Below are 24,045 nucleotides of genomic sequence, written 5' to 3'. Positions count from 1 at the left end.
ATTTGCAGTAAGGCTACTGCAAATTGTTATCATATATTTAATGCTCAATTAAATTATTTCCTTACAAAACTTGCAACATCCTCCTCAGAAACAGTGTTTCCGCCAAGAATAATTAATCTTTCCACAACATTTCTCAGTTCTCTGATATTTCCTGTCCATGAAAGCACTTTAAGCGCTTCAATCGCCTTATCATCAAACTTTTTCACGGCAGTACCATGCTCATCGGCAATTAATCCGGAAAAATGATCTACCAATAGTTTGATATCCTCTTTTCTGTCATCCAACGGTGGAACATAAATTTCAATTACAGAAAGCCTGTGGTAAAGGTCTTCTCTGAATTTTCCTTCCTCAATTTCCTTCTGCATGTTCTTATTCGTTGCTGCAATTACCCTTACATCAACTTTTATTTCCTTATCGCTTCCCACAGGAGAAACTTTACTTTCCTGCAATGCTCTCAGAACCTTAGCCTGAGCAATAAGGCTCATATCACCAATCTCATCCAGGAAGATGGTACCGCCGGTTGCCTGCTCGAATTTTCCCTGCTTGTCTTTAATAGCACCGGTAAAAGAACCTTTTACATGTCCGAAAAGCTCAGATTCAATAAGCTCAGAAGGAATAGCGGCACAGTTTACTTCGATCATCGGACCTCTTGCACGCTCACTTTGATTGTGGATAGCATGTGCTACGAGTTCTTTTCCTGCACCGTTTGGCCCTGTAATCAAAACCCGGGCATCAGAAGCAGCTACCTTTTCGATCATATCCTGAATCTTTTTCAAAGCAGGAGAATCACCGATCATCTGGTATTTTTTGTTAACCTTTTTCTTTAAGGTCTTATTTTCAGTTTGAAGATTTTTATTTTCCTTTTTCAGACTTTCTTTGGCTAAAGCATTTTTTACACTTGTGATCAGCCTGTTGATGTCGATCGGTTTGGAAATAAAGTCATATGCACCCTCCTTCAGACAGGAAACAGCAGAATCAATATCCGCGTGGCCAGAGATCATGATAAATGTGCTTTCAGGCTTTAGGATTATACTTTGCTTTAAAAGTTCTGTTCCTGAAAGTTTAGGCATCTTGATATCAGAGATCACCAATGCGAAATCTTCTTTTTCTATCTGTTTGTAGCCTTCAAGGCCATCTTCAGCGATAACAAATTCGTAATCGGTAAGTTCATCAGAAAGAATACTGTGTAATACTCCCGAGATTGCTTTTTCGTCTTCTACAATAAGGATTTTTTGCATAGTTGCAAATTTAGATTTTTTGATTCAATTATTAGCAAAAACTATACCTAAATATACTATTTTGAGTAATCTCTTCTGCCGAAAATAGCCGATCCAACCCTTACGGAATTGGCACCACATTCAATGGCAGCCGGGAAATCGTCACTCATTCCCATAGATAAAGTTTCGAGGGTTTTTAATTGATTTAATTCATCAAAAAGCCTTTTTAAAATTAAAAATTCTCTTTTCACCTGTTCTTTATCATCTGTAAATGTGGCCATTCCCATCAGTCCGGTTATTTCAACGTTGGGGAATTTTCCGTCAATATACTGTTGGAATAATGTTTTTGCTTCAGCAATCTCAAGTCCGAATTTAGTTTCCTCTGCTGCAATTTTCACCTGAAGCAGTACTTTAATGGTTCTGTTGTTTTTTCCGGCTTCCTTACTGATCTCTATAAGAAGCTTTTCAGAATCCACACTTTGGATGGTATCGATAAAAGGAGCAATATATTTTACTTTATTGGTCTGCAGATGCCCAATCAGGTGCCATTGGATATCTTTTGGAAGGAGAGGGTATTTCTCCATAAGTTCCTGAACCTTGTTTTCACCAAAGACTTTCTGTCCGAGATCATAGACCTCCTGAACAGTTTCAGCAGGATGTGTTTTGGAAACAGCAACCAGCTGAACTTCCGCAGGAAGCTGATTTTTTATTGCGTTATAATTTTCTTTAATATCCATGAATGCAAATTTCTGAATTTTAAAAGCAAAAAACTAATGAATCTATAAAATAGTTGGTTTTAGCTGCAAGTCGAATTGTTACATTGTTAGAATGATACATTGGTTACATTAATTAAGAATATCATTAATTTTCGGATACTGAGAAATCTTTCTGAAGACAAATTTATTGCTTTTCTGAAGTTTTTCTATAAACATATCCAGCTCATTAATGGAATCGGCATCTCTGAGGTATTGGTCATGTGTAAGAAAAACCAGGTGTCTTGATGTTTTTTCCAGGTCATTAAGAAAGATGCTGTCCACTTTTTTTATCATAGCTTCATGACTTCCTTTTAGGGTCATCTTTTGGGAAGGTCTCCATTCAAGATCCCAGCCGATCACTTTATAGCCTGCTTTTCTAAGGCCGTTTGCAGCTTCGGTGGAGCTTTTAATATCAGTAACGTTAATATTGTTAAGCCTCCAGATATTTCTTCCCGGAGTTCTGGCTATTTTATCGTAAAGTTTAAGACTGTCTTTTGCTATATCAAAATCGTGGACTACAGCTGCAGGGTTCTTATAAAAGTCTGTATATTTATTATGAGCATGATTAAAGCTATGATTGGCTAGTTCGATTAATGGATTACTCTTTAAAAGCTCCATATCATCCTTTTGCCTTTTGCTGCCATAGGCATGTTTTCCAACCAGGAAAGCAGTTGCACATACATTTCTTTTATTTAATATTTTAAGAAGGTTTTCCGTTCCCTGATTGGGACCGTCATCAAAAGTAAGGTAAATGATTCTTTTATCAGATTCTACGCTCTCATCATCTGTTTTGGGGACCGTTCTTACGGTGGGATGTTCCAGTGAGACTGTTTTTTCAAACTCTTTCACATCAGTTTTGCTGTTACAGCCGTTGAATATAATTGAAGCTGCACTCACCAATGCAGTCATTCCCAGAAAAGCCACGTTTTTTGACTTTTCCCCAAAAATTTTTTTCATAAAGATAATGGAAATTTAAATCGTTAAATTTTGTTAAAAATACTGTGTAAATGTTAACAAATTATATGCCAGTTTTTGCTAAAACAATGCTTTTTAATTTTATTTTAAGGACTTTATTTTAAGCAGTATTCTGTTAAATGAAAAATTTTATTGATTCTATTTTATTATCCTTTGAATTTAACATTTATAATTGTAAAAACAATAGTCTTTTTCTGCTTTTAAAGTGTTTTTCCTTAGTTTGAGAATTATTTTAATTGGGTCAATTAAAAGGCCTGAATTTGTTTTTTAAAGGTAAAAGAGCAAAGACATAAACTTATAAGAATATTATACTTTATTTAACAGGTACAGGCGAAGCTTATTTTATGAAAGATCACAACAAGATTTTTGAAAGTTTTTACTTTAAAATTTTCTTTAAATAGAGCGCATTTTTAATCGCAGCAGTACCCCATGTGTTATTGAAAAACACAAATACTTTTTTTTCTGAATGACTGATTTTTTCAGCCAGCTCACCAAGGAAATCCAAGCTGTACTCCGATTTGTAGAGGACCGGTTTTCCGTGAAGCCTGTAATACAGGACTTCAGGATAATTGTCAATAATTTCTTCCGGAAGATCGCCCGGAAAGCTGACGCCGGAAAAAACAATATTATTTTCTTTTAAAACACTGAAAATTTCATCAGTCCACCAGGAATTGTGACGGAATTCTATAACATTTAAGTAATTAAAATCAAGACTGGTCAGGATCAGAGCGATGTTTTCCTTTGATTTTTTAAAAGAAGGCGGAAACTGATACAGAAATCCGGAAAGCTTTTCTTTTAAATGAGTCTGGATATGGGTACAGAATTCTGAAATATCTTCTTTAGAATCTTTCAACCGCTTTTCATGGGAAATGGCTCTAGGAATTTTGATGAAGAACTTAAACTCTTCAGGAGTTTCATCGTGCCATTTTAAAAGGGTTTTCGCGGTTGGTTTTCTGTAAAAAGTAGAATTGATCTCCACTGTATTGAAACCCTGGGAATATAAGGTAAGAAAGTCTTTACTTTGAGCGTTCTCAGGGTATAGCGACCCTTTCCAGTCGTTATTATAAAATCCCGAACATCCAATGTAAAGACTTCCTTTTTTCATGACTTTATTTTATATCTGCATCCAGATCTACAGAGTTCAGCCGTAATGAGTTCAGAATAACAGAGAGTGAACTGACGCTCATGGCGGCGGCTGCAATCATAGGGGACAGCAGTATTCCAAAGAAAGGATACAATAATCCTGCCGCTACCGGAATTCCCAGTACATTATAGATGAATGCAAAAAACAGATTTTCTTTAATATTCCTAAGAAGCTTTTCACTTAGCAGTTTGGCTTTTGCTACGCCTAAAATATCACCTTTCAATAGGGTGATCTCTGCACTTTCCATAGCAACATCGGTCCCTGTTCCCATGGCAATCCCTACATCAGACTGTGCCAGAGCAGGGGAGTCATTGATGCCGTCTCCGGTCATGGCTACGATCTTTCCTTGTTGCTGAAGTTTTTTCACCTCATTCAGCTTGTCTTCCGGAAGACAGCCTGCTTTATAATGTTTGATTCCTAACTCGTCAGCAACCGCCTTAGCCGTATGTTCATTATCTCCGGTCATCATGATCACGTCAATTCCTTCATTCATCAGACGCTGAACCGCTTTTTTGGAAGTTTCTTTAATTTTATCGGTAAAGCTGATGAAGCCTAATACCGTTTTTTCCTGAGCAATATAAGAGATGGTGTGTGCCTTTGACTGCACTTCTACAGCTTTTTGCTTTAATTCCTGAGGGATAGAGAGGCTGCCGGAGGTCAGAAGGCTTTCATTCCCTAAATAAACTGTTTTTCCATTGATATTCCCTTGAACTCCTTTTCCTGAAATATTTTCAAAATGCTCTACTTTTTCAGCCGTTAAATTTTCTTCTTTTGCTCTTTTGATCACGGCATTGGATAAGGGATGTTCTGAGTTTTGGTTTAGAGAAAAAGCAAGTTTCAGGATCTCATTTTTATTTCCGTTTCCTGTAGTTTCAATATGTTCTACAGATGGCTTTCCTTCTGTTAGAGTTCCTGTTTTGTCTGTGATCAGAACATTGACCTTATGCATCTGTTCCAGTGCCTCTGCATTTTTAATCAGAATGCCACTTTTAGCTCCTTTCCCGATTCCAACCATTAAGGACATTGGAGTAGCCAGTCCAAGGGCACATGGACATGCTACAATTAGGACTGCAACCGCATTCACAAAAGCAAATAAGCTTCTTTTCCCTTCCGGTCCGAAAAACTGCCATAAAACAAAAGTAAGAACAGCAATCAGAATCACAACAGGAACAAAGACTTTGGAAACTTTATCGGTCAGTTTTTGTATCGGGGCCCTGCTACGGCTGGCTTCATTTACCATTTTAATGATCTGGGAAAGAAGGGTTTCATCACCTACTTTTTCGGCTTTCATAATGAATACTTTGTTTCCGTTGATCGTTCCTGAAGAAACTTTATCATCGATATTTTTCTCTACAGGTACAGGTTCTCCGGTAATCATACTTTCATCGACCAAAGAGCTTCCTTCTGTGATTTTACCGTCAACAGGGATTTTTTCACCCGGTTTTACCTTCAGTAAATCTCCGATTTTTACATGGGAAAGCAATACTCTTTTTTCTTCTCCGTTGATGATGAGATTGGCTTCATCGGGAGAAAGATTCATCAGTTCCTTGATGGCATTTCCTGTTTTTTTATGAGCAGCGGCTTCCATCAGCTGTCCTAAAATCACCAACGTTAGGATGACACAGACCGCCTCGAAATACAGTGGAATTTCATGATTATGACCTCTGATTTCATGAGGAATGATATCAGGGAAGAACAATGCAGCAATGCTAAAAATAAAAGCTGCTGCAACCCCTAAAGCAATCAGGCTGAACATATTTAAATTCCACGTTTTAAACGAAACCCAGCCTCTTTTCAGCAGGAACCATCCTGAATAAAACATCACAGGAAGCGTCAAGGCAAGTTCTATAAATCCCTGTACTGTATGGGAAAAAGGAAAATTGATGAACATTCCACCCATGGAAAGAATAAAAACCGGAATAGTGAAGGCAAGAGAAATTATGAATTTCCTTTTCAGGATATTGTAGGTTTCATCCTCTTCATCTTCTCCGCTGTCTGGCATTCTTACCAGATCCATTCCGCATATCGGGCAGTCTCCAGGTTCATCACGAATGATCTCCGGATGCATGGGACAGGTGTATTTTGCAGTTTTCTTTTCCGGATATTTTACCAAATCCATTCCGCAGACAGGGCAACCTACGTTAGAATCATAAGTTTTATCACCTTCACAATACATCGGACAGTAATACTTTCCGGCCATATCATCTGTCACTTTGGGAGCTTCATGATGATGGCTGTGATCGTGATGGTGGGAATGAACATGCTGATGTCCTTGTGAGGTTGCATTTTTCGCAAGATCTTCTGTGATTTCTTCCAGATGCATATGGCAAACCGGGCAGTCGCCTTTTTCGTCATATACTTTATCCCCTTCACAGAACATTGGGCAATAGTATTTTCCCATGCTGTCTTTAAAATTGGCTGGTAGATTTGAAGAAGAGTAAGTGGGTTTATGATTTGGATCTTTAGCATGTTTTTCCTCGATGGGAACCAGATACATATTACAAACCGGGCATCTTTCACCTTGCTTAAAATACACTTTGTCACCCTCGCATTCCATTGGGCAATAATACACTGAAGACAGAGAAACCTTGTCCTGAGCTTTCACAAATGTAGTTTCGGGTTTCTTAGGGTCTTCCAGTCTGTATTTATCTCCTAAAGCATTATTTAAAACCGATAGTTCAATTTCCTTATCAGAAGTTATGGTAGCCGTATTATTCTCCAGATTTACATCGGCGGTAACTCCCTCAACAGCGTTGAGCTTTTCAGAAATTTTTTTCTGACAGCCGGAGCACGTCATTCCGAGTATATTATATTGTCTGTTCATGATCCTTGAATTTATATTACAAATTTCCAAAATGAATGGGTAAGGCTGTTATAAATTTAAGGATAATAGTTATAGAATTTTGCCTGCGGTGTGGATGGGCGAATCGGAGGGTTTGAGTGTCTTAGAGTGGGGGAGCTTAATACCGTAATTATTGAGTATTTTAAAGCACCTTTACTCTAGAACTCTCTCTCACTCAAACTCAGAAACTGTCCAGAGTCTTCCTTTGATGATCCTTCAGCTTCTTAAATTCTGTAGGAGTAAAGCCTGTGGTATTCCTGAATTGAGAGGAAAGATGCTGAACACTTTTATAGCCAAGTTTTCCGGCGATTTCCGTGAGGGTAAATTCATTATAAAGAAGCAGTTCTTTTACTTTTTCAATTTTATGAAGGATAAAGAACTGTTCAAGGGTAATGTTTTCGTTCTGCGAAAAGGTTTTAGAAAGTGAGCTGTAATCTTTGGGGATTTTTGAGCTTAAAAACTCAGAAAGAAGAAAATTCTCATCAATATCCAGCTCACTGATCTTGATGATAATGATATTTTTGATTTTATCAACAAGCTGTTGTACAGAATCCTTGATTCTTTCAAAACCTGTATCCAGCAGGCTTTTTTCTATCACCAGCATTTTCTCGGCTGGAATATCAATTGCAGTATCAACTTCTCCCAACATCACAGAGCTTACTGATATATCAGCGTCGCAGAATATTTTTTCTACTGCAGCAATACAGCGGTTGCAGACCATGTTTTTAATGAAAATTTTCATGGCTTGCTCAGTCTGTCTTTTACGAACTCGATCTGTGTTTTTCCGTGCGGAGCCGGATTTCCTTCACTGTCCAGGTTGACCATTACGATTTTTTCTACAGTAATAATGGTCTGGTGGGTCATTTTGTTTCTTACATCACATTTTAAGGTGACGGATGAAGATCCGAAGTGTGTAGCTTCAATCCCAATTTCTATAATATCTCCCTGTTTTGCAGAGCTCACAAAATTAATTTCCGAAATAAATTTTGTAACCACTTTTGTATTTTCCAGCTGAATAATTGCGTAAAGCGCTGCTTCTTCATCTATCCACTGTAAAAGTCTTCCTCCGAAAAGAGAATGATTGGGATTCAGATCTTCCGGCTTTACCCATTTTCTGGTATGATAGTTCATGTTTTGATTATTTGTTCCACAAATTTAGTATTAAAAACTGGTTTTATCAAAGAAACAGTATTTACTGATCTGAAGTAAATAATTCATTTTCTCAATCATATTTTCTTGGAACGCATTGCTTTTACTTTTTCTACGGCAGGATCATTTAAAAATTTTTGATATTCATTGCTCTCAACAGGAAATAGGGCTACTTTTCCTTCTTCATTATGATGACTTCCAAATCCATAACGTTTGGACAGCGGAGAACACCGTAGGCAGGGTTGTCCTTTGGAGAAAAACTGCATCCTTGCCTGCTCTTTTTCGCTTTCCGGAATGTTATTTTTCAGCGCATAACATTCAAATATGATATCATCAGAAGTATAGCGGTAAGGATTTTTTATGATTTGCTCATACTGAAGCTCTGCCAATGTCTTTATTTTCTTTTCAGGCGGTGTTTCAGCCTGGGAAACAGGGCAATCATCTGCAACTTCAATAAAGGTGTTGATATAATTGGTGGTGTGTTTCATAGAAATAGATTTAATATTAATATAGTAATACTTGTGATTTAAACAGCTTACTCTTTAAATTCTAAAATATCACCGGGCTGACAGTCCAGAGCTTTACATATGGCATCAAGCGTACTGAAGCGAATTGCTTTTGCCTTTCCGGTTTTTAGGTTGGAGAGATTGGATAAGGTGAGATTTATTTTTTCTGAAAGCTCGTTCAGTGACATTTTTCTCTTAGCCATCATCACATCAAGGTTTATTATAATAGGCATAGGGCTGAATTTATCTTTAAAAAGGTTGTATTTTCCACTTTTATGGAATCGTTTTTTATTATGTTAACTAACTTTAACTTTTTCAAATTTCAATAAAATTTTAGTAAAAAACAATACATATTTGTTTTTATTCGATAAAAAATAGCTTTGAATTCTTCAAAATGTGATGGATACTTTAAAAAAAACTTTGATTTAAAATTTTTAATTGTATCTTGCATACGTTTATATTTGGAATCAATATTTGTTCATTAATTTATGTTGTTTTTCTTTTATATACCAAATTTTTATTAATTTTTAATTTTTATTTAAAATGAACATTTTTGTTTCAAACATCAATTACGCAACTAAAGAATATGAGTTGCATGATCTATTCGCAGAATTTGGTGATGTATCATCAGCTAAAATCGTTACAGACAGAGAAACTGGCCGTTCAAGAGGTTTCGGTTTTGTAGAAATGGGTGATGAAGAAGGAAAGCAAGCTATCGAAGCTCTTAATCAGAAAGAATTTAACGGAAAAGAATTAAACGTATCTGAAGCTAAGCCAAGAGAGGAAAAGCCAAGAAGAAGCTTTGACAACAACAGAGGCGGAGGTTACGGAGGTAACAACCGTGGAAATGGTGGCGGTGGCTACGGCGGTGGTAACAACCGTGGTGGTAACGGCGGCGGAAATCGTTGGTAAAAAATATAAGGCGGCTTTTTAGCCGCTTTTTTTATGCATTATTATCCCTTCCTGATTGTAATTGGCCTTTGCTAATTCATTCCAGGAAGGGATAATTATTTTATCTGTTTTCTTCTTGTCTTATTTTCGGGAGATTTATTATTTCTGCAAAATATCTATTATTGAATGGTATTTAGCAGAAAGGATACTAAATAAACAAAGCGACAATTAAGCCGCTTTATGAGCTCTATTTTTCTTTGATCAGCAATGCTGCATTATTATAGAATATAGTCTTTTGTGTACTGTAAGGAGAGCTGTCTCTTGAAATACTTGGAAAAACTATTTTGATATGGTATTTTCCCAAATCGCTTTCCATAGAGATTTCTTTCACTTTTACGGTTCCCGAATGGCTGGCATTGTTTCCGAATAGCTTATCTATTGCCGGACTGAAATCTACCGTCTCTTCTGAATTAAGAATTACCTTTACTGTTTTTGTATTATTAACTCCGGTTTGGCTGTCTATCACGAATGTGTCTCCATTAATATCTTTCGATTCCTGATTATAGCTATTAAAATTGATTAAATACTGATAACCTTGAATGTTAGTCACTTTTGATTCCGAGTCCAAGACAAGTCTTTCATATTCTGCCCCATCCGAAGTCTTATTGATATGGGTAAAAGCATTTCTAAGGGTGCTGCTGATCAGCGAAGAATGCATGTTCTCAAAATCCCCGGCTAAAAGATCGTGTGTTTTTCCGGCAGTCAGATTCAGTAAAAAATCTTTTTGTTTTCTTTCTGCCAGAAATTCAAATTTATTAGCAATTTCATCAACCAGGGTATCAGATATTTTCTTTTGAAAATCTATTTTGTTGTTGACCAGAAGTTTGTTTTTATCCAGAAGGGTTATTAATTGATTTTTCTGGCTTCTTTTGGCTACACTGAATGCATTTAAATAAGGAAAGACCAATGAGAAAGCGCCAAACATAAATAGGCTGATCGGAATGAACTTTATGCTGGCTTTTTTATTCAAAACAAAATAAGAAACGACACTCAGCAACCATAGCGCCAGAAGCAAGACGAAGTATCTGGGTTCTGTGTAACCGTATTCCAGAATCCTTGTAAATATGGCCGTGAATAATAAAACAAGTAAAGGAATTATAGTGTAATAAAACAGTTTTGAAAATACTTTGACCCAGGATTTTGCCTTTTCTTCTTTAAGCGGATATACAAGCAGTAAAGCAAGGATACCGATAATACTATAAGCCAGGACCAAATAAGAAACCCATCCTCGCGGAAGTTCCCAGTTGATAACTATTTTGAATGAATAAACATACAGGATGACCAGATAAATGAAAAGCAGCGGAATCAAGACAAACTGTGTGAAAAACTTTAAGATTACCGGGTACGTACTGTCTTTTTCAAGATAGCTTAGCCCGGTTTCATTGAAAAGGAGAAAGATAAAACTGCTCCCGAAAATGGCCAGAACATAGAATGTATCGGCATATAAGTTATCACTGAAATTAAAATCAAATAATTTGTCAACTGCAAGGATAGCCAGTTCCACGCCCCCTGTAAGTACTCCTGTAAAAACGGCTGTCAGGAAAATATTAACGAAAAGATTTTTATTGTACTGCCAGAAATTAAGCTCTTTATTCTTTTCCAGAAAAGCAGCAAAGGAAACCAATAAGTGAGAAAGCAGAAGGGTAATAGCTGTGATAAAGCCATGAACTTCGGTGAAATCCCTCTTTTTTGTAGGCAGAATGAAAAAAAAACCGATAAGGAAAGCTGTTCCCAATATTTCAAGTAAGAGCCTTTTCCCGATCCGTTGGGAAAGGATTTTTAAAGCAAACATGAGAGAAATACCGAGACAGCAGCAAATAGTAAATTTTGAAAGGATGAAGAAAGATTCGCGATCATATTTACTGTCCAACATACGGATAGCTCCCACAGAAGAGAGGAGGCCCATTAATAAAACCATTGGATAGCGCGATAAAACATCCTGTGCTTTTCCTGTTATTTCCCGGATTTTCGTTTCCATATTTTGTGTTTAGTCTTTTTTCTTTTTTTTCTTCTTGTCTTTATCCTTATCTTTTACTTTACTCTTTTTAATTTTCTTAGGATTTAAAATCTCTTCGGCATACTCAAATTTCGGTTCTTCAAATTTGGCAGGAATAATTTCAATTTTAAGATCAAAATAATTTTTCAGATCATCCTGCGATATTAATTTTTCATTGAACAAAAACTCCAGCATCTCCTTTCCGGAATCATTGAAAAAATTATGAGCAAGCTCTTTAAGAAGGAATTTACGATATTCTTCCATAGGAACAACTACAGTATATTTAAAGATTCTTCCTTCTTTTTGAGTCGTGATATAACCTTTTTCCACCAGTATTTTCAGGTAGGTAGAAACGGTATTCTGGTGCGGCTTCGGTTCAGGATGCTGCTCCATAATGTCTTTAAGATAAAAAGATTCAAGCTTCCAAAACAGCTTCATAAAATTCTCCTCAGCACCGGTAAGATGATTTATTTTCATAGAATGTTCTTAATGTTGAAATTGTATATTGCAATAAAGATAAATAAAAGATACCACAAATGCTATTCCGGCACCCATAAATACTTCTTTTACCGTATGTCTTTTTAAAATAATTCTCGTAATTCCCACTAAAACAGCAATTCCCAGCCATACCAGTCCGGCTTGCCAATCCAATGTGAAAAATAATGCAGCAACAAATACATTAAAAGCTGTGTGCATCGAGCTTTTAATAAAGAAGTTACTGATCTGCATAGTGAAAACAAGGATCAGGACAAACAGCATGACGAGATCAATATACCCGTTTCTTACATAATTGAAAATAAGATAAATGACCACGCAGGCCGCAATAAAAATATAGAGTGTTTTCCTTTGAATACGGTTCGAAACGTCCATATTCGTATATCTTCCGGTTTTTACATTCCAAACCAGCCAGATCACAACCGGTGCAATAATCATTAATAATATAGGAACAAAATAAAGAAGAGAATCTTCGAGTGAATATTCCTTTATACTCATATAAACGAAAAAAATAAATAAAGAAATTAGCGGATTGAAAAAATCTGAGATGATTTTTGACATTTTATGTACTGGTGAAGGCTGTTTTTCTTCCATGTTCAAGTTTAAAAATCAAATATAACACTATAAGCAAAAAAACAATTAGTATGTATACGATAAAAACAAAGTTTTTTTTATAATTTTGCTCAAATATTCATCATAAAAAAGCAAGAGCTAGCACATGAAAGAATTTTCTAAAGAGGTATACCTGAAGTGGTATGAAGATATGACTATGTGGAGAAGGTTTGAAGACAAATGCCGTTCTCTTTATCTAAAACAAAAGATCAGAGGTTTTTTACATTTGTATAACGGTCAGGAGGCTATTCCTGCCGGCTTCACGCATGCAATGGACTTAACGAAGGACAGTATGATTACTGCTTACAGATGCCACATCCATCCAATGGCGATGGGAGTAGATCCGAAGAGAATTATGGCTGAACTTTGTGGTAAAGCTACCGGAACGTCCGGAGGTATGGGTGGTTCTATGCACATTTTCAGTAAAGAGCACCGTTTTTATGGCGGACACGGTATTGTGGGCGGACAGATTCCTTTGGGAGCCGGAATTGCTTTTGCAGATAAATATTTTGACAGAAAAGCTGTAAACATCTGCTTCTTCGGAGACGGTGCTGCAAGACAGGGATCGCTTCATGAAACATTCAATATGGCGATGAACTGGAAGCTTCCTGTAGTATTTGTAGTGGAAAATAACCAGTACGCAATGGGAACTTCTGTAAAAAGAACAGCCAACCACGAAGATATCTATAAATTAGGTTTAGGATATGAAATGCCTTGCCTTGCCGTAGATGCAATGGATCCTGAGAAAGTGGCTGAAGCAGCTTACGAAGCCATTGAAAGAGCAAGAAGAGGAGATGGGCCTACTTTCATTGAAGCCAGAACTTACCGTTACAGAGGACACTCAATGTCTGATGCCGAGCCTTACAGAAGCAAAGAAGAAGTAGCGATTCACAAAAATGATGACCCTATGGAATTGGTTAAACACAGAATTTTGGAAAATGGTTGGGCTACTGAAGCAGAATTAGAAACCATCGATAATAAATCCAGAGATTTTGTAGAAGAATGTATCGAATTCATGGAAAATTCTCCATATCCGGATCCGGATAAGGTCTATGAATATGTTTATGCTCAGGAAGACTATCCATTCTTAGATAAATTAGAAAACTAAAATAATTTGCTGATCCAATGATAGATGATGTGAAAAATCACTGTTTCTATTATTAATCATCATATTAAAAAAATAATACAATAAATTATGGCAGAAGTAATTACGATGCCCCGCCTTTCGGATACTATGACGGAAGGTAAAGTGGCGAAATGGCATAAAAAAGTAGGAGATAAAGTAAAAGAAGGAGATATTTTAGCCGAAATTGAAACAGATAAAGCTGTTCAGGATTTCGAATCTGAAATAGAAGGAACTCTTTTATATATTGGTGTAGAGGAAGGCGCTGCTGCTGCTGTAGATTCTGTTTTAGCGATTATTGGGAATGAAGGTGAGGATATTTCAGGATTGGCTGGCGGAGCTGCTGCTCCCGCTACAGGTGGTTCTGAAGAGAAGAAGACTGAAGAAGAATCAAAAACAGAAAATAACGGTACCAGCATTGAGCAGACTACTGCAGAAGTTCCTGCCGGTGTGGAAATTATTACGATGCCAAGACTTTCCGATACTATGACGGAAGGTAAAGTGGCGAAATGGCATAAAAATGTTGGTGATACAGTAAAAGAAGGAGATCTTCTTGCTGAGATCGAAACAGATAAAGCTGTTCAGGATTTTGAATCTGAATTCAACGGGGTATTATTGAAGCAGGGCGTAGAAGAAGGCGGTGCTGCTCCGGTAGATTCAGTATTGGCGATCATCGGGCCGGAAGGAACGGATGTTTCTTCTGTAGGTGCTCCAAAAGCAGCTGCCCAGTCCTCCGAAAAACCTGCTGAACAGAAAACTGAAGCAAAGACAGAAGAAAAAGCAGCTCCGGCAGCAAGTTCATCATCATCAGACAGGGTAGCAATTTCCCCTTTGGCTAAGAAAATGGCTCAGGAGAAAGGTGTTGACATCAACAGTGTTAACGGTTCAGGAGAAAACGGAAGAATTGTTAAAAAAGACATTGAAAACTATCAGCCTTCCCAGACTCAGGCTCAACCGGCGGCTTCTGCTCCTGCAGCGGCTCAGGTTGCATTGAGCTTCGTTCAGGGTGAAGATACGGAGACTCCAAACTCTCAGGTAAGAAATATTATTGCAAAACGTCTTGCTGAAAGTAAATTCTCTGCCCCTCATTATTATCTGATGGTGGAGATCAATATGGATAAAGCCATTGAGGCCAGAAAAGAAATCAATTCTTTACCGGATACTAAAATCTCTTTCAACGATATGATCATTAAGGCAACTGCTGTAGCTCTTATAAAGCACCCTCAGGTGAACTCAAGCTGGGCAGGAGATAAGGTGATCCACAGAGGAAATATCAATGTGGGGGTAGCAGTGGCTATTCCTGACGGATTAGTGGTTCCTGTACTTAAAAATACAGATCAGATGAACTACACTCAGATCTCTGCAGCAGTAAAAGACATGGCTTCAAGAGCTAAAAGCAAAGGCCTTAAAGCTAATGAAATGGAAGGTTCTACATTCTCCATCTCCAACCTGGGTATGTTCGGAATCGAGACCTTTACAAGTATCATTAACCAGCCGAATTCTGCCATCCTTTCAGTAGGAGCGATCATCGAAAAACCGATCGTAAAAGACGGTCAGATCGTGGTAGGAAATATTATGAAGCTTTCATTAGCATGTGACCACAGAGTGGTAGACGGTGCTACAGGAGCCCAGTTCCTACAGACTTTAAAAACATATCTGGAAAGTCCTTTAACCCTGTTACTGTAACAGTTCAGATTGTACATATTAAAACCTCTCGCTTTGAGAGGTTTTTTTGTTTTAATTAATTAAAATATCTGTACTATACATTCTATAAAAATTTTAATTAATTATATTTTTGTTTAGAGAAATCACTATTTTTGAATCATGATTAAAGCAAGTAATATCCATAAATTTTATGGAAATTTAGAAGTACTGAAAGGAGTTGATATTCACATTAAAACAGGTGAAGTGGTTTCTATTGTAGGCGAATCCGGAGCAGGAAAGTCTACGTTGCTTCAGATCTTGGGAACGCTGGATCATCCCAGCAATTCCAATAAATACAATACTGAAATCAGCATTGCAGGTGAGTCTTTCATTAATATGAATGATAAGCAGCTTTCCAAATTCAGAAACCAGAATATCGGTTTTGTCTTTCAGTTTCATCAGCTTCTTCCAGAATTTACTGCTTTAGAAAATGTTCTGCTTCCGACAAAAATTGGCGGAGCCAATGAAAAAGAGGCTTTAGAAAAAGCATATGCTTTATTTGAAGACCTTAAAATAGAACAGAGACTGCATCATAAGCCCAACCAATTATCCGGTGGAGAGGCACAAAGGGTAGCTGTGGCAAGAGCCCTGATCAATTCTCCCAAGATTATTTTTGCGGATGAACCTACAGGAAACCTGGATTCAAAAAATGCAGATGATCTTCACAGGTTATTTTTTGATCTTAGGGATAAATACAATCAGACTTTTGTTATCGTAACCCACAACCCAAACCTTGCCGAAATCACAGACCGAAAGCTAGTCATGAAAGATGGAATGATCATCGAGTAAAAACTTTTACCTTAATGAAAAAATTTATATTCCTGTTCCTTTTTATGATTTCCTGCTCCAAAGCTGAGTCTCAGGAAAACAATACTTCCGGCGTTCTCCCGGAAGCAAAGGTTTTGGATATTAAGAGTTTTATAAAAGGAAAAAGCTACAATCAGGATATTGCAGTTTTTATTAATTTTAAGGTTCATTCCGGGAAGTACCGTTACTTTGTTTATGACCTGAAAAACGATAAAATATTGCAGAAAGCAATTGTTTCACATGGCTCAGGTTCGGTTATTAAGAATTCAGATATTTTGAAATTCAGCAATACAGAAGGATCCTACCAATCTTCACTGGGGAAGTATGAAATCCTGAACAGCTATAGCGGGAAATTTGGAAAAGCTTACAGGCTAAATGGTCTGGATACTGATAACAGCAATGCGATGCAAAGGGCAATAGTACTGCATTCTTTTGGATGCATTCCGGATCAGGAATCCTCTGCTCCCGCCTGTTTGAGCTTAGGATGCCCCATGCTCTCTGCCAGTGCATTTACACAGACCGCAAAATATCTTGACCAGTCAAAAAATCCGGTAATTATGTATGCATTTTATTAAATTCAAAATTCCCTTATTTATAACTTTATAACACACAAATGACCATAAAATTCCTTGCCGAAGACGACAGGCCCAGAGAAAAATTTTTGCTGAAAGGAAAAAGTTCGCTTTCCGATTCTGAACTTCTGGCGATCATTATGGGAAGCGGAAGTAAGGACGAGAGTGCATTGGAGTTAGCAAGAAAAATTCTCTCGTCAGTAAACAACAGCTGGCATCAGTTGAGCCTTCTTTCCAATAAAGAGCTCATGAAATTCAAAGGAATCGGAGAAGTAAAAGCCGTTTCTATCATAGCCGCATTGGAAATAGGAAAAAGAAGAGCTGTCCAGGAAATACCTGAGAAAGCCGTGATTTCAAATAGTGATGATGCATATTTTATTCTTAAAAACCAGTTGTCAGATTTAAGGACTGAAGAATTCTGGGCTATCTTCCTGAACCAGAGTAATAAGGTAATTCACATCTCACAGCTGACACAAGGCGGTATAAGTCAGTCAATCGTAGATGTGAGGATTTTGTTTAAAACAGCCCTGGATCATTTTTCAACAGGTATTATTATTGCACACAACCATCCTTCGGGGAGCCTGAAACCCAGTAAAGAGGATATCAGCATTACCCAAAAAATATATGAGGCAGGGAAAACATTAAGCATACAGCTTTTAGACCATATCATTGTTACGCAGGATGGCTACCTTAGTTTCTCAGATGAAGGATTATTATGATTAGAAGACTGAAATATAACGAGATTGATTTTAAAAAATATGAAGGCTGTCTGGAAAAGTCAGAACAGAGGAAGTATTCAGCATCAAAAAGTTTTTTAGATGTAACAACAGGCAAGCAATGGGATGTTTTGGTGTATAATGATTATGAGGCTGTAATGCCTGTTCCTTTTATCCTCAAAAAAGGCATTAAAATTGTGCATAATCCTTTGATATGCCAGCAACTTGGAGTCTTTTCAGATAAAGATGATAAGAAAATCAATGAAAAATTCCTGTATTTTCTCCGGAAGAGCTACCTGGTAAGGGCTTATCATTTTAATGAAACCAACAGCTTTGATTCAAAATTAAAGACAAAAAAGAACTTTCTTTTATACCCTGATGATTATACTAGAGTATTTGCTAAATATTCACCCAAAAGAAAAAGGAAACTGAGACTGGATGATGAAGTGGCCGGAAATTCTGAACTTAAGGAAATACATTACAAAGAAGCAGAGATTTTTATAAAAAATAATGTGATAGGGCTGGATAAAGAAGATGATACAGATACTTTACTGAAAACGCTTAAGGCATTTCATTCATCCCAACATTTAAAATTTCTGGCTTTTTACTATCATCATGAGATCACTAACATGATAGCCATTTATTCAGATTACGATACCATTGCTCTTTTAGGTACCTTTAATGATAAAAAATATATCAAAATGGCCGGGGCATCTACGCTTATTGATCACGTAATTAAAGAAAATATAGAAAATTCTATTTTTGATTTTGAAGGGGGGAATCTTCCGAGCATTGAAGAGTTTTTCAGAGGTTTCAGACCAGAATTAAAACACTATGCAGTCATAGAGAATTCAAAAAAAACATTGATCAAGGATTTTGCCCGATTTCTAATGAGAGGGCAATTTTCTTAACATGAATATCATACCCATTATGTTATTTAGAATGGTTTTAATTAAATATTATTCCGTACCTTTATAAAGTATTTATCCTAATAATCCAATCATGCTAAAGCAGATCCGTTATTATAAACTGCCCTATATTATTTATAATTTTTTTAATAAGAAGAAATTAAAGCATAATATCCCGTTGTATAAAAAATATGGTCTCAAAAAAAACTATTTTTCCAGCATTTCCAGTGCTGATTTTGCGCATCTTCCGGCTTCAGAAAGAAGGATAGATCAGGATAAGCTTGTTGACACTGCGTTTTTCAAAGAGCTCAATGCTGAGAATAAGGAAAGTGCCCTTCAGTATGATGAAAACGGATATATGGTTGTAAAAAATTTCATTACTGCAGATGATGCCGATAAAATCAATAGTGAAATTGAGAAACTGATGGAAAACGGCACCCTGAAATTTATTTACGGTGGAAAGCTAATGTTTGCCATCCATCATTCCGAGATCATTAAAAATATTGGAAGCAATAAGAATCTTCTGGATTTCCTGTCTGTCCTTTTAGATGGTAAGGCCAAGCTTTTTCAGAGCATCAACTTTATTAGTGGCAGCCAGCAGAAAACACATTCAGACAGTATTCATATGACGACTTATCCTCTAGGCGGACTTCTCGGGGTATGGATCGCATTGGAAGATGTTGATGAAACAAATGGTGCATTGCACTATATTCCCAAAAGTCATAAACTTCCTTATTTTCTTAATTCTGATTATGAGAATGAAGGTAATACATTTAAAATAGGTAAAAAAAGCTACCGGGCTTATGAAGAGTTTTTGGAATCCAAAGTCAAAGAATTAGGCCTGGAAAAGGAAATATTTAAAGCAAAAAAGGGGGATATGTTAATATGGCATGCCAATATCCTCCATGGTGGAGAGCCACATAAAGACAAAAACAAAACCAGGAAAAGCCTTGTATATCACTTTTTTGATGAAAACAGTGTATGCTATCATGAAGTAACGCAAAGACCTGCACTGTTTGAACTGTAATTTACAGGAAAGAACTTCTAAGAAAACAATAATGCTGGACTTTAACCGACCATATTCCCATTGCTTGTATTGTTTATCGTTGTTATTCAGGCCAATAATTTTCTTTTTAACACTAAAAAAACTGGGTTCATTGCTTATTTTTTTGGAGCTGTTTTTCTAATATACCTGGTTTTTCCGAGCCTGGCCAAACAGAATGATGATAGGTTTTTATCTGTTCATTATTCTATCTCTCATCTATATTCAGAATTCTAAGAGTGATATATTTAAAAACTCTTTAGAAGCCGGAAAATAATTAGTAATTTTGCGGTCTAAAATTATGGCTAGTTTTTCAGGATATTTACCATATGCTTTTGCATTGATTATCGCAATTCCTTTTTTGGTTTTGCTGAGACAATTTGTACACTCATACATTACACTTAAAAATCAGGAGATCAGGCTTCTTTCCGTGAAATCAAACGCTGAAAATAAGGCACATTCCTATGAAAGGATGACCCTCTTTTTGGAAAGAATAAAACCATCAAATATCGTCCAAAAATTTGATAAGGGTTTGGCAGTACATGAGTTTATTTTCCTTACTGAAAAGACTATCAATGAAGAGTTTGAGTACAATTCTTCACAACAGCTGTATATTACGAAAAGCTCATGGAAGAATATCGTGGATTCCAAAAATGCTTTGATCGATTTACTTCATAAAACGTATAATGGACTGAATGGAAATGCAGATCTTGAAGAGTTCAAAACCATTTTTATCATGAACTATATGGAAGGGGATGACTATATTGCTGTTACCATAGAAGACCTTAGAAGAGAAATTTTAATTATAACTTAAAAATAACAGATAAATAATGATTCCAAATTTTAAAGCACATCCATGGCATGGGGTTTCTGCAGGAGAAGATGCGCCAAATGTTGTAAACGTATTCGTGGAAATCGTTCCTTCAGATACTATTAAATATGAAGTAGATAAAGAAACAGGATTTTTAAAGGTAGACAGACCTCAGAAATTTTCTAATATTATTCCCGCTTTATACGGATTTGTTCCAAGAACATACTGCCATAATGAAGTAATGAAGCTGGCTGTAGAAGCTGGCGCTGATGATGTGACAGAAGGTGATCATGATCCGCTTGATATCTGTGTATTAAGCTCTCACAACATCCATTCAGGAGGACTATTAATGGAAGCTATTCCAATTGGTGGATTCAAAATGATCGATGGAGGGGAAGCAGATGATAAAATTGTTGCTGTAATGATAGGTGACCATGCTTTTGGACATTTCAGAGATATTTCTGAACTTCCGGAAGCAGAAGTGAAAAGATTGATGCACTATTTCTTAACCTATAAGAACTTACCGGATGAGCCTGCAAAATGTAGAATTCATGAGGTATATGGAGCTGAACACGCTAAAAAAGTGATCAAAGCTTCTCAAAAAGACTATGCAGAAAAATTCGGGGGCTAAGAAACAGCGTTCCAAAAACATAAATAAAGGCAGGTGAATTTTCATCTGCCTTTTTATTTGTAATAAGTATTTTTTATTAAGTAAATTAATACTTGATACATATTATACCTGGTAATGTTGTTTAAATTTATGAAAAAATATATTATTGGGCAAGGCTTAATAAAACAATGGATTTTTTATTATATTTATAAAACTAATTACTATTTATTAATATTAAAATAATAAACTATGGATTTGTTCTATTTAATTCCGGTTTTCGGCGTTGTCGCCTTATTGTATACTTTCCTGCAGAGTAACTGGGTAAGTAAGCAGAATGCCGGGAATGAAAAAATGAAAATAATCAGCGGACATATCGCTGACGGTGCAATGGCTTTTCTAAAGGCCGAGTACAAGATTTTAACCTATTTTGTAGTTGTAGTGGCAATATTACTCGCTGTAATGGGATCAAGTAATTCCAATTCCCACTGGAGCATTGGAGTTGCTTTTGCCGTAGGAGCCATATTTTCCGCATTGGCAGGATTTATCGGAATGAAGATCGCAACAAAAGCCAATGTAAGAACAGCAGAAGCAGCAAGAACTTCACTTTCCAAAGCCCTGAAAGTTTCCTTTACAGGAGGTTCTGTTATGGGGATGGGAGTGGCCGGACTGGCAGTTCTGGGCTTAGGTGCTCTTTTTCTGATCATTAAACAGATTTTCGCTCCTGATGCAGCAGTAGATTCCCATGAAATGGAAAGAACAATTGAGATTCTTACAGGATTTTCTCTGGGTGCAGAGTCTATTGCTCTTTTTGCAAGAGTGGGTGGTGGTATTTATACTAAAGCTGCAGACGTTGGGGCCGACCTTGTAGGAAAAGTGGAAGCTGGAATTCCTGAAGATGATCCCAGAAATCCTGCTACTATTGCCGATAACGTAGGTGACAATGTAGGAGATGTGGCAGGGATGGGAGCCGACCTTTTCGGATCTTATGTAGCAACGGTACTGGCAACAATGGTTTTAGGTAGAGAAACAATGTCTGATGATGCTTTCGGAGGATTTGCACCTATTCTTCTTCCCATGCTGATTGCCGGGACAGGGATCATTTTCTCTATGATAGGGACTTTGTTTGTAAGAATCAATGATAATGAAGGTTCATCCACTTCCAGCGTTCAGAATGCCCTGAATCTGGGAAACTGGGGAAGTATCGTAATTACGGCGATCTCTTCTTATTTTCTGGTAACTTACCTTCTTCCTGAAAAAATGATGCTCAGAGAGCATGAGTTTACTAAAATGGGCGTTTTCGGAGCTATAATGGTAGGACTTGTCGTAGGAACTTTGATGAGTATCATCACAGAATATTACACGGCGATGGGTAAAAGACCAGTTTCCAGTATTGTAAGACAGTCTTCTACAGGTCATGCAACGAACATTATCGGAGGTTTGGCAGTAGGAATGGAATCTACATTACTTCCGATCCTTGTATTGGCAGGAGGAATTTACGGTTCTTATTTATGTGCAGGACTTTACGGAGTGGCGATTGCAGCAGCCGGAATGATGGCCACTACTGCCATGCAGCTTGCCATTGATGCTTTTGGACCGATTGCTGACAATGCCGGAGGAATTGCTGAAATGAGCGAGCTTCCAAAAGAAGTCCGTGAAAGAACAGACATCCTGGATGCTGTAGGAAATACCACAGCAGCTACAGGAAAAGGATTTGCTATTGCTTCCGCTGCATTAACGGCGCTGGCTTTATTTGCAGCCTTCGTAGGAATTGCCGGAATCGATGGAATTGATATCTACAGGGCAGATGTTCTGGCAGGGCTATTTGTAGGAGGAATGATACCATTTATATTCTCTTCACTTGCCATTACTGCAGTAGGACAAGCCGCGATGGCGATGGTAGAAGAAGTAAGAAGACAGTTTCGTGAAATTCCGGGGATTCTGGAAGGAAAGGCACAGCCCGAATATGAAAAATGTGTGGCCATATCAACAGATGCATCCATCAGAAAAATGATGCTTCCGGGAGCTATTGCCATTATTTCACCTTTGCTGATAGGCTTTATTTTCGGACCTGAAGTTTTAGGAGGATTCTTAGCCGGAGCTACCGTATGTGGCGTTCTGATGGGGATGTTCCAGAATAATGCCGGTGGCGCCTGGGATAATGCTAAAAAATCATTTGAAAAAGGTGTTGATATCAACGGTGAGACCTATTATAAAGGTTCTGAACCTCATAAAGCTTCCGTAACGGGAGATACTGTAGGAGATCCTTTTAAAGATACTTCAGGACCATCAATGAATATTCTGATCAAGCTGATGTCCATTGTTTCATTAGTGATTGCACCGACATTGGCAGTACTGCATAAAGACAAAATTGAAGCCAACAGAAAAGCAAAACTGGAGAGCCTGACAAGAGCTTATAATGCAACTTCAGCTACAGCACATACAGGTCTTCAAACCGCTCTCTCTTCTCCAAAAGAAATTAAAGGACATCTTAATGAAAGTGGAGATTTTGTTTATGAGACAGGAAATATTCAGGAAATAAAGTTGAAAGGCGGAAAAACAATCACTTTAGGAGAAGGAAGCAGACTGTTCCAGCTGTACAATTCAGTACATCAAAAAGATCAGACTGTCATAGATCCTAATAACTGGTATACTCTGGAAAACCTGTATTTCGAAACCGGATCCAGTGATCTGAAAGCCGGCTCAGATGTTCAGCTTAACAACCTCGCCGAAATCTTAAATGCCTATCCTGATGTAAAAATCAAATTAGGAGGCTATACAGACAATACCGGCAATGAAGAAAGCAACCAGAAATTATCTAATCTGAGAGCTCAGACGGCAAAACTGAAGCTTTTGGAGCTGGGAATTTCATCAGACAGGGTAGAAGCAGAAGGCTACGGCTCTCAGCATCCTGTTTGTGAAGCGAATGATACAGATGAATGTAAAGCAAAAAACCGAAGAATTGATGTAAGAGTTCTCGCTTTTTAAATCAAATAATTAAATATATAAAGCACCGTTTTTAAGCGGTGCTTTTTTATTGATGAAAGAGTTTCAAGTTAAATAATTTGTGCCAATCTGTGAAATTTGTGTGGGTACAAAAAATATTGAAAATT

The 24,045-nt window shown here is 37.2% G+C and carries 23 protein-coding genes; 11 read left to right on the top strand and 12 right to left on the bottom strand.

The features are described from left to right. Nucleotides 1–53: 53 nt before the first annotated feature. The 9 genes from DRF60_RS09285 to DRF60_RS09245 all read right to left on the bottom strand — a co-directional run bounded on the left by DRF60_RS09285 (nt 54) and on the right by DRF60_RS09245 (nt 8,821). The gene (locus DRF60_RS09285) at nt 54–1,238 is read right to left on the bottom strand and encodes a sigma-54-dependent transcriptional regulator (protein WP_116011817.1); all 1,185 of its coding nucleotides are present in this window, start codon (nt 1,236–1,238) and stop codon (nt 54–56) included. 56 nt (nt 1,239–1,294) lie between these two features. After that, nucleotides 1,295–1,954, bottom strand: a complete 660-nt coding sequence (locus DRF60_RS09280) for a YggS family pyridoxal phosphate-dependent enzyme (RefSeq protein WP_116011816.1) — start codon at nt 1,952–1,954, stop codon at nt 1,295–1,297. Between the two features lie 108 nt (nt 1,955–2,062). Continuing rightward, entirely contained in the window at nt 2,063–2,929 is an 867-nt protein-coding gene (locus DRF60_RS09275; RefSeq protein WP_116011815.1) for a polysaccharide deacetylase family protein, read from the bottom strand. A gap of 394 nt (nt 2,930–3,323) precedes the next feature. Then, a complete protein-coding gene (locus DRF60_RS09270) occupies nt 3,324–4,052 on the bottom strand; it encodes a DUF72 domain-containing protein (protein ID WP_116011814.1) in 729 nt (242 codons plus the stop codon). Nucleotides 4,053–4,056: 4 nt separating this feature from the next. Beyond that, nucleotides 4,057–6,915 carry a heavy metal translocating P-type ATPase gene (locus DRF60_RS09265; protein WP_116011813.1) on the bottom strand — a complete coding sequence of 953 codons (2,859 nt, stop codon included), beginning with the start codon at nt 6,913–6,915 and terminating at the stop codon, nt 4,057–4,059. A 199-nt stretch (nt 6,916–7,114) separates the two neighbouring features. Further along, complete coding sequence (locus DRF60_RS09260) at nt 7,115–7,675, bottom strand: helix-turn-helix domain-containing protein (RefSeq protein ID WP_116011812.1); 561 nt, start codon at nt 7,673–7,675, stop codon at nt 7,115–7,117. Then, nucleotides 7,672–8,064, bottom strand: coding sequence for an acyl-CoA thioesterase (locus DRF60_RS09255; protein WP_116011811.1), 393 nt, complete (start codon nt 8,062–8,064; stop codon nt 7,672–7,674). Before DRF60_RS09255 ends, DRF60_RS09260 begins: the two co-directional genes overlap by 4 nt. 95 nt (nt 8,065–8,159) lie before the next feature. Then, nucleotides 8,160–8,570 (bottom strand): DUF6157 family protein, encoded by a 411-nt coding sequence (locus tag DRF60_RS09250; RefSeq protein WP_116011810.1) that lies wholly within the window; start codon nt 8,568–8,570, stop codon nt 8,160–8,162. Between the two features lie 47 nt (nt 8,571–8,617). Continuing rightward, nucleotides 8,618–8,821 carry a helix-turn-helix domain-containing protein gene (locus DRF60_RS09245; RefSeq protein WP_116011809.1) on the bottom strand — a complete coding sequence of 68 codons (204 nt, stop codon included), beginning with the start codon at nt 8,819–8,821 and terminating at the stop codon, nt 8,618–8,620. A 310-nt stretch (nt 8,822–9,131) separates the two neighbouring features. On the opposite strand from DRF60_RS09245, the gene DRF60_RS09240 reads away from it, so the two are divergent. Next, nucleotides 9,132–9,500, top strand: a complete 369-nt coding sequence (locus tag DRF60_RS09240) for an RNA recognition motif domain-containing protein (RefSeq protein ID WP_116011808.1) — start codon at nt 9,132–9,134, stop codon at nt 9,498–9,500. Nucleotides 9,501–9,726: 226 nt separating this feature from the next. On the opposite strand, the gene DRF60_RS09235 is transcribed toward DRF60_RS09240, so the two are convergent. The 3 genes from DRF60_RS09235 to DRF60_RS09225 are packed head-to-tail and all read right to left on the bottom strand — an operon-like array spanning nt 9,727 to nt 12,624. Continuing rightward, entirely contained in the window at nt 9,727–11,517 is a 1,791-nt protein-coding gene (locus tag DRF60_RS09235; protein ID WP_116011807.1) for a DUF4153 domain-containing protein, read from the bottom strand. A gap of 9 nt (nt 11,518–11,526) precedes the next feature. After that, on the bottom strand, nt 11,527–12,012 hold the full coding sequence (locus tag DRF60_RS09230; RefSeq protein WP_116011806.1) for a BlaI/MecI/CopY family transcriptional regulator: 486 nt from the start codon (nt 12,010–12,012) through the stop codon (nt 11,527–11,529). 9 nt (nt 12,013–12,021) lie between these two features. After that, nucleotides 12,022–12,624 carry a phosphatase PAP2 family protein gene (locus DRF60_RS09225; protein WP_116011805.1) on the bottom strand — a complete coding sequence of 201 codons (603 nt, stop codon included), beginning with the start codon at nt 12,622–12,624 and terminating at the stop codon, nt 12,022–12,024. A gap of 124 nt (nt 12,625–12,748) precedes the next feature. Between DRF60_RS09225 and pdhA the strand changes: the two genes are divergently transcribed. The 10 genes from pdhA (at nt 12,749) to DRF60_RS09170 (ending at nt 23,920) form a co-directional block, all read left to right on the top strand. Next, a complete protein-coding gene (gene pdhA, locus DRF60_RS09220) occupies nt 12,749–13,750 on the top strand; it encodes a pyruvate dehydrogenase (acetyl-transferring) E1 component subunit alpha (protein WP_116011804.1) in 1,002 nt (333 codons plus the stop codon). Between the two features lie 87 nt (nt 13,751–13,837). Beyond that, nucleotides 13,838–15,451 (top strand): 2-oxo acid dehydrogenase subunit E2, encoded by a 1,614-nt coding sequence (locus DRF60_RS09215; protein WP_116011803.1) that lies wholly within the window; start codon nt 13,838–13,840, stop codon nt 15,449–15,451. A 138-nt stretch (nt 15,452–15,589) separates the two neighbouring features. After that, nucleotides 15,590–16,258 carry an ABC transporter ATP-binding protein gene (locus tag DRF60_RS09210; protein ID WP_116011802.1) on the top strand — a complete coding sequence of 223 codons (669 nt, stop codon included), beginning with the start codon at nt 15,590–15,592 and terminating at the stop codon, nt 16,256–16,258. 14 nt (nt 16,259–16,272) lie between these two features. Continuing rightward, nucleotides 16,273–16,851 (top strand): murein L,D-transpeptidase catalytic domain-containing protein, encoded by a 579-nt coding sequence (locus tag DRF60_RS09205; protein WP_116011801.1) that lies wholly within the window; start codon nt 16,273–16,275, stop codon nt 16,849–16,851. A 38-nt stretch (nt 16,852–16,889) separates the two neighbouring features. After that, nucleotides 16,890–17,567, top strand: a complete 678-nt coding sequence (gene radC / locus DRF60_RS09200) for a RadC family protein (protein ID WP_116011800.1) — start codon at nt 16,890–16,892, stop codon at nt 17,565–17,567. Continuing rightward, nucleotides 17,564–18,475 (top strand): hypothetical protein, encoded by a 912-nt coding sequence (locus DRF60_RS09195; RefSeq protein ID WP_116011799.1) that lies wholly within the window; start codon nt 17,564–17,566, stop codon nt 18,473–18,475. Before radC ends, DRF60_RS09195 begins: the two co-directional genes overlap by 4 nt. A gap of 91 nt (nt 18,476–18,566) precedes the next feature. Beyond that, a complete protein-coding gene (locus DRF60_RS09190; protein WP_116011798.1) occupies nt 18,567–19,499 on the top strand; it encodes a phytanoyl-CoA dioxygenase family protein in 933 nt (310 codons plus the stop codon). A gap of 316 nt (nt 19,500–19,815) precedes the next feature. Next, a complete protein-coding gene (locus tag DRF60_RS09180; protein WP_116011796.1) occupies nt 19,816–20,328 on the top strand; it encodes a DUF7935 family protein in 513 nt (170 codons plus the stop codon). Nucleotides 20,329–20,344: 16 nt separating this feature from the next. Continuing rightward, nucleotides 20,345–20,956 (top strand): inorganic pyrophosphatase, encoded by a 612-nt coding sequence (locus DRF60_RS09175; protein ID WP_111953138.1) that lies wholly within the window; start codon nt 20,345–20,347, stop codon nt 20,954–20,956. Between the two features lie 228 nt (nt 20,957–21,184). Then, nucleotides 21,185–23,920, top strand: a complete 2,736-nt coding sequence (locus DRF60_RS09170; protein WP_116011795.1) for a sodium-translocating pyrophosphatase — start codon at nt 21,185–21,187, stop codon at nt 23,918–23,920. The last annotated feature ends 125 nt before the right edge of the window (nt 23,921–24,045 follow it).

The sequence above is a fragment of the Chryseobacterium elymi genome (genome assembly GCF_003385495.1).
Lineage (GTDB): Bacteria > Bacteroidota > Bacteroidia > Flavobacteriales > Weeksellaceae > Chryseobacterium > Chryseobacterium elymi.
This window is presented reverse-complemented; position numbering and strand designations above follow the sequence as displayed.

Excerpts from the sequence above, each read along its gene's own strand:
- DRF60_RS09175 (WP_111953138.1), top strand. The coding sequence starts at position 20,345 with ATGATTCCAAATTTTAAAGCACATCCATGGCATGGGGTTTCTGCAGGA.
- radC (WP_116011800.1), top strand. The coding sequence starts at position 16,890 with ATGACCATAAAATTCCTTGCCGAAGACGACAGGCCCAGAGAAAAATTT.
- DRF60_RS09245 (WP_116011809.1), bottom strand. The coding sequence starts at position 8,821 with ATGCCTATTATAATAAACCTTGATGTGATGATGGCTAAGAGAAAAATG.
- DRF60_RS09265 (WP_116011813.1), bottom strand. The coding sequence starts at position 6,915 with ATGAACAGACAATATAATATACTCGGAATGACGTGCTCCGGCTGTCAG.
- DRF60_RS09275 (WP_116011815.1), bottom strand. The coding sequence starts at position 2,929 with ATGAAAAAAATTTTTGGGGAAAAGTCAAAAAACGTGGCTTTTCTGGGA.
- DRF60_RS09195 (WP_116011799.1), top strand. The coding sequence starts at position 17,564 with ATGATTAGAAGACTGAAATATAACGAGATTGATTTTAAAAAATATGAA.
- DRF60_RS09170 (WP_116011795.1), top strand. The coding sequence starts at position 21,185 with ATGGATTTGTTCTATTTAATTCCGGTTTTCGGCGTTGTCGCCTTATTG.
- DRF60_RS09235 (WP_116011807.1), bottom strand. The coding sequence starts at position 11,517 with ATGGAAACGAAAATCCGGGAAATAACAGGAAAAGCACAGGATGTTTTA.
- DRF60_RS09225 (WP_116011805.1), bottom strand. The coding sequence starts at position 12,624 with ATGGAAGAAAAACAGCCTTCACCAGTACATAAAATGTCAAAAATCATC.
- DRF60_RS09215 (WP_116011803.1), top strand. The coding sequence starts at position 13,838 with ATGGCAGAAGTAATTACGATGCCCCGCCTTTCGGATACTATGACGGAA.
- DRF60_RS09260 (WP_116011812.1), bottom strand. The coding sequence starts at position 7,675 with ATGAAAATTTTCATTAAAAACATGGTCTGCAACCGCTGTATTGCTGCA.
- DRF60_RS09270 (WP_116011814.1), bottom strand. The coding sequence starts at position 4,052 with ATGAAAAAAGGAAGTCTTTACATTGGATGTTCGGGATTTTATAATAAC.
- pdhA (WP_116011804.1), top strand. The coding sequence starts at position 12,749 with ATGAAAGAATTTTCTAAAGAGGTATACCTGAAGTGGTATGAAGATATG.
- DRF60_RS09230 (WP_116011806.1), bottom strand. The coding sequence starts at position 12,012 with ATGAAAATAAATCATCTTACCGGTGCTGAGGAGAATTTTATGAAGCTG.
- DRF60_RS09240 (WP_116011808.1), top strand. The coding sequence starts at position 9,132 with ATGAACATTTTTGTTTCAAACATCAATTACGCAACTAAAGAATATGAG.
- DRF60_RS09285 (WP_116011817.1), bottom strand. The coding sequence starts at position 1,238 with ATGCAAAAAATCCTTATTGTAGAAGACGAAAAAGCAATCTCGGGAGTA.
- DRF60_RS09255 (WP_116011811.1), bottom strand. The coding sequence starts at position 8,064 with ATGAACTATCATACCAGAAAATGGGTAAAGCCGGAAGATCTGAATCCC.
- DRF60_RS09210 (WP_116011802.1), top strand. The coding sequence starts at position 15,590 with ATGATTAAAGCAAGTAATATCCATAAATTTTATGGAAATTTAGAAGTA.
- DRF60_RS09250 (WP_116011810.1), bottom strand. The coding sequence starts at position 8,570 with ATGAAACACACCACCAATTATATCAACACCTTTATTGAAGTTGCAGAT.
- DRF60_RS09280 (WP_116011816.1), bottom strand. The coding sequence starts at position 1,954 with ATGGATATTAAAGAAAATTATAACGCAATAAAAAATCAGCTTCCTGCG.
- DRF60_RS09180 (WP_116011796.1), top strand. The coding sequence starts at position 19,816 with ATGGCTAGTTTTTCAGGATATTTACCATATGCTTTTGCATTGATTATC.
- DRF60_RS09190 (WP_116011798.1), top strand. The coding sequence starts at position 18,567 with ATGCTAAAGCAGATCCGTTATTATAAACTGCCCTATATTATTTATAAT.
- DRF60_RS09205 (WP_116011801.1), top strand. The coding sequence starts at position 16,273 with ATGAAAAAATTTATATTCCTGTTCCTTTTTATGATTTCCTGCTCCAAA.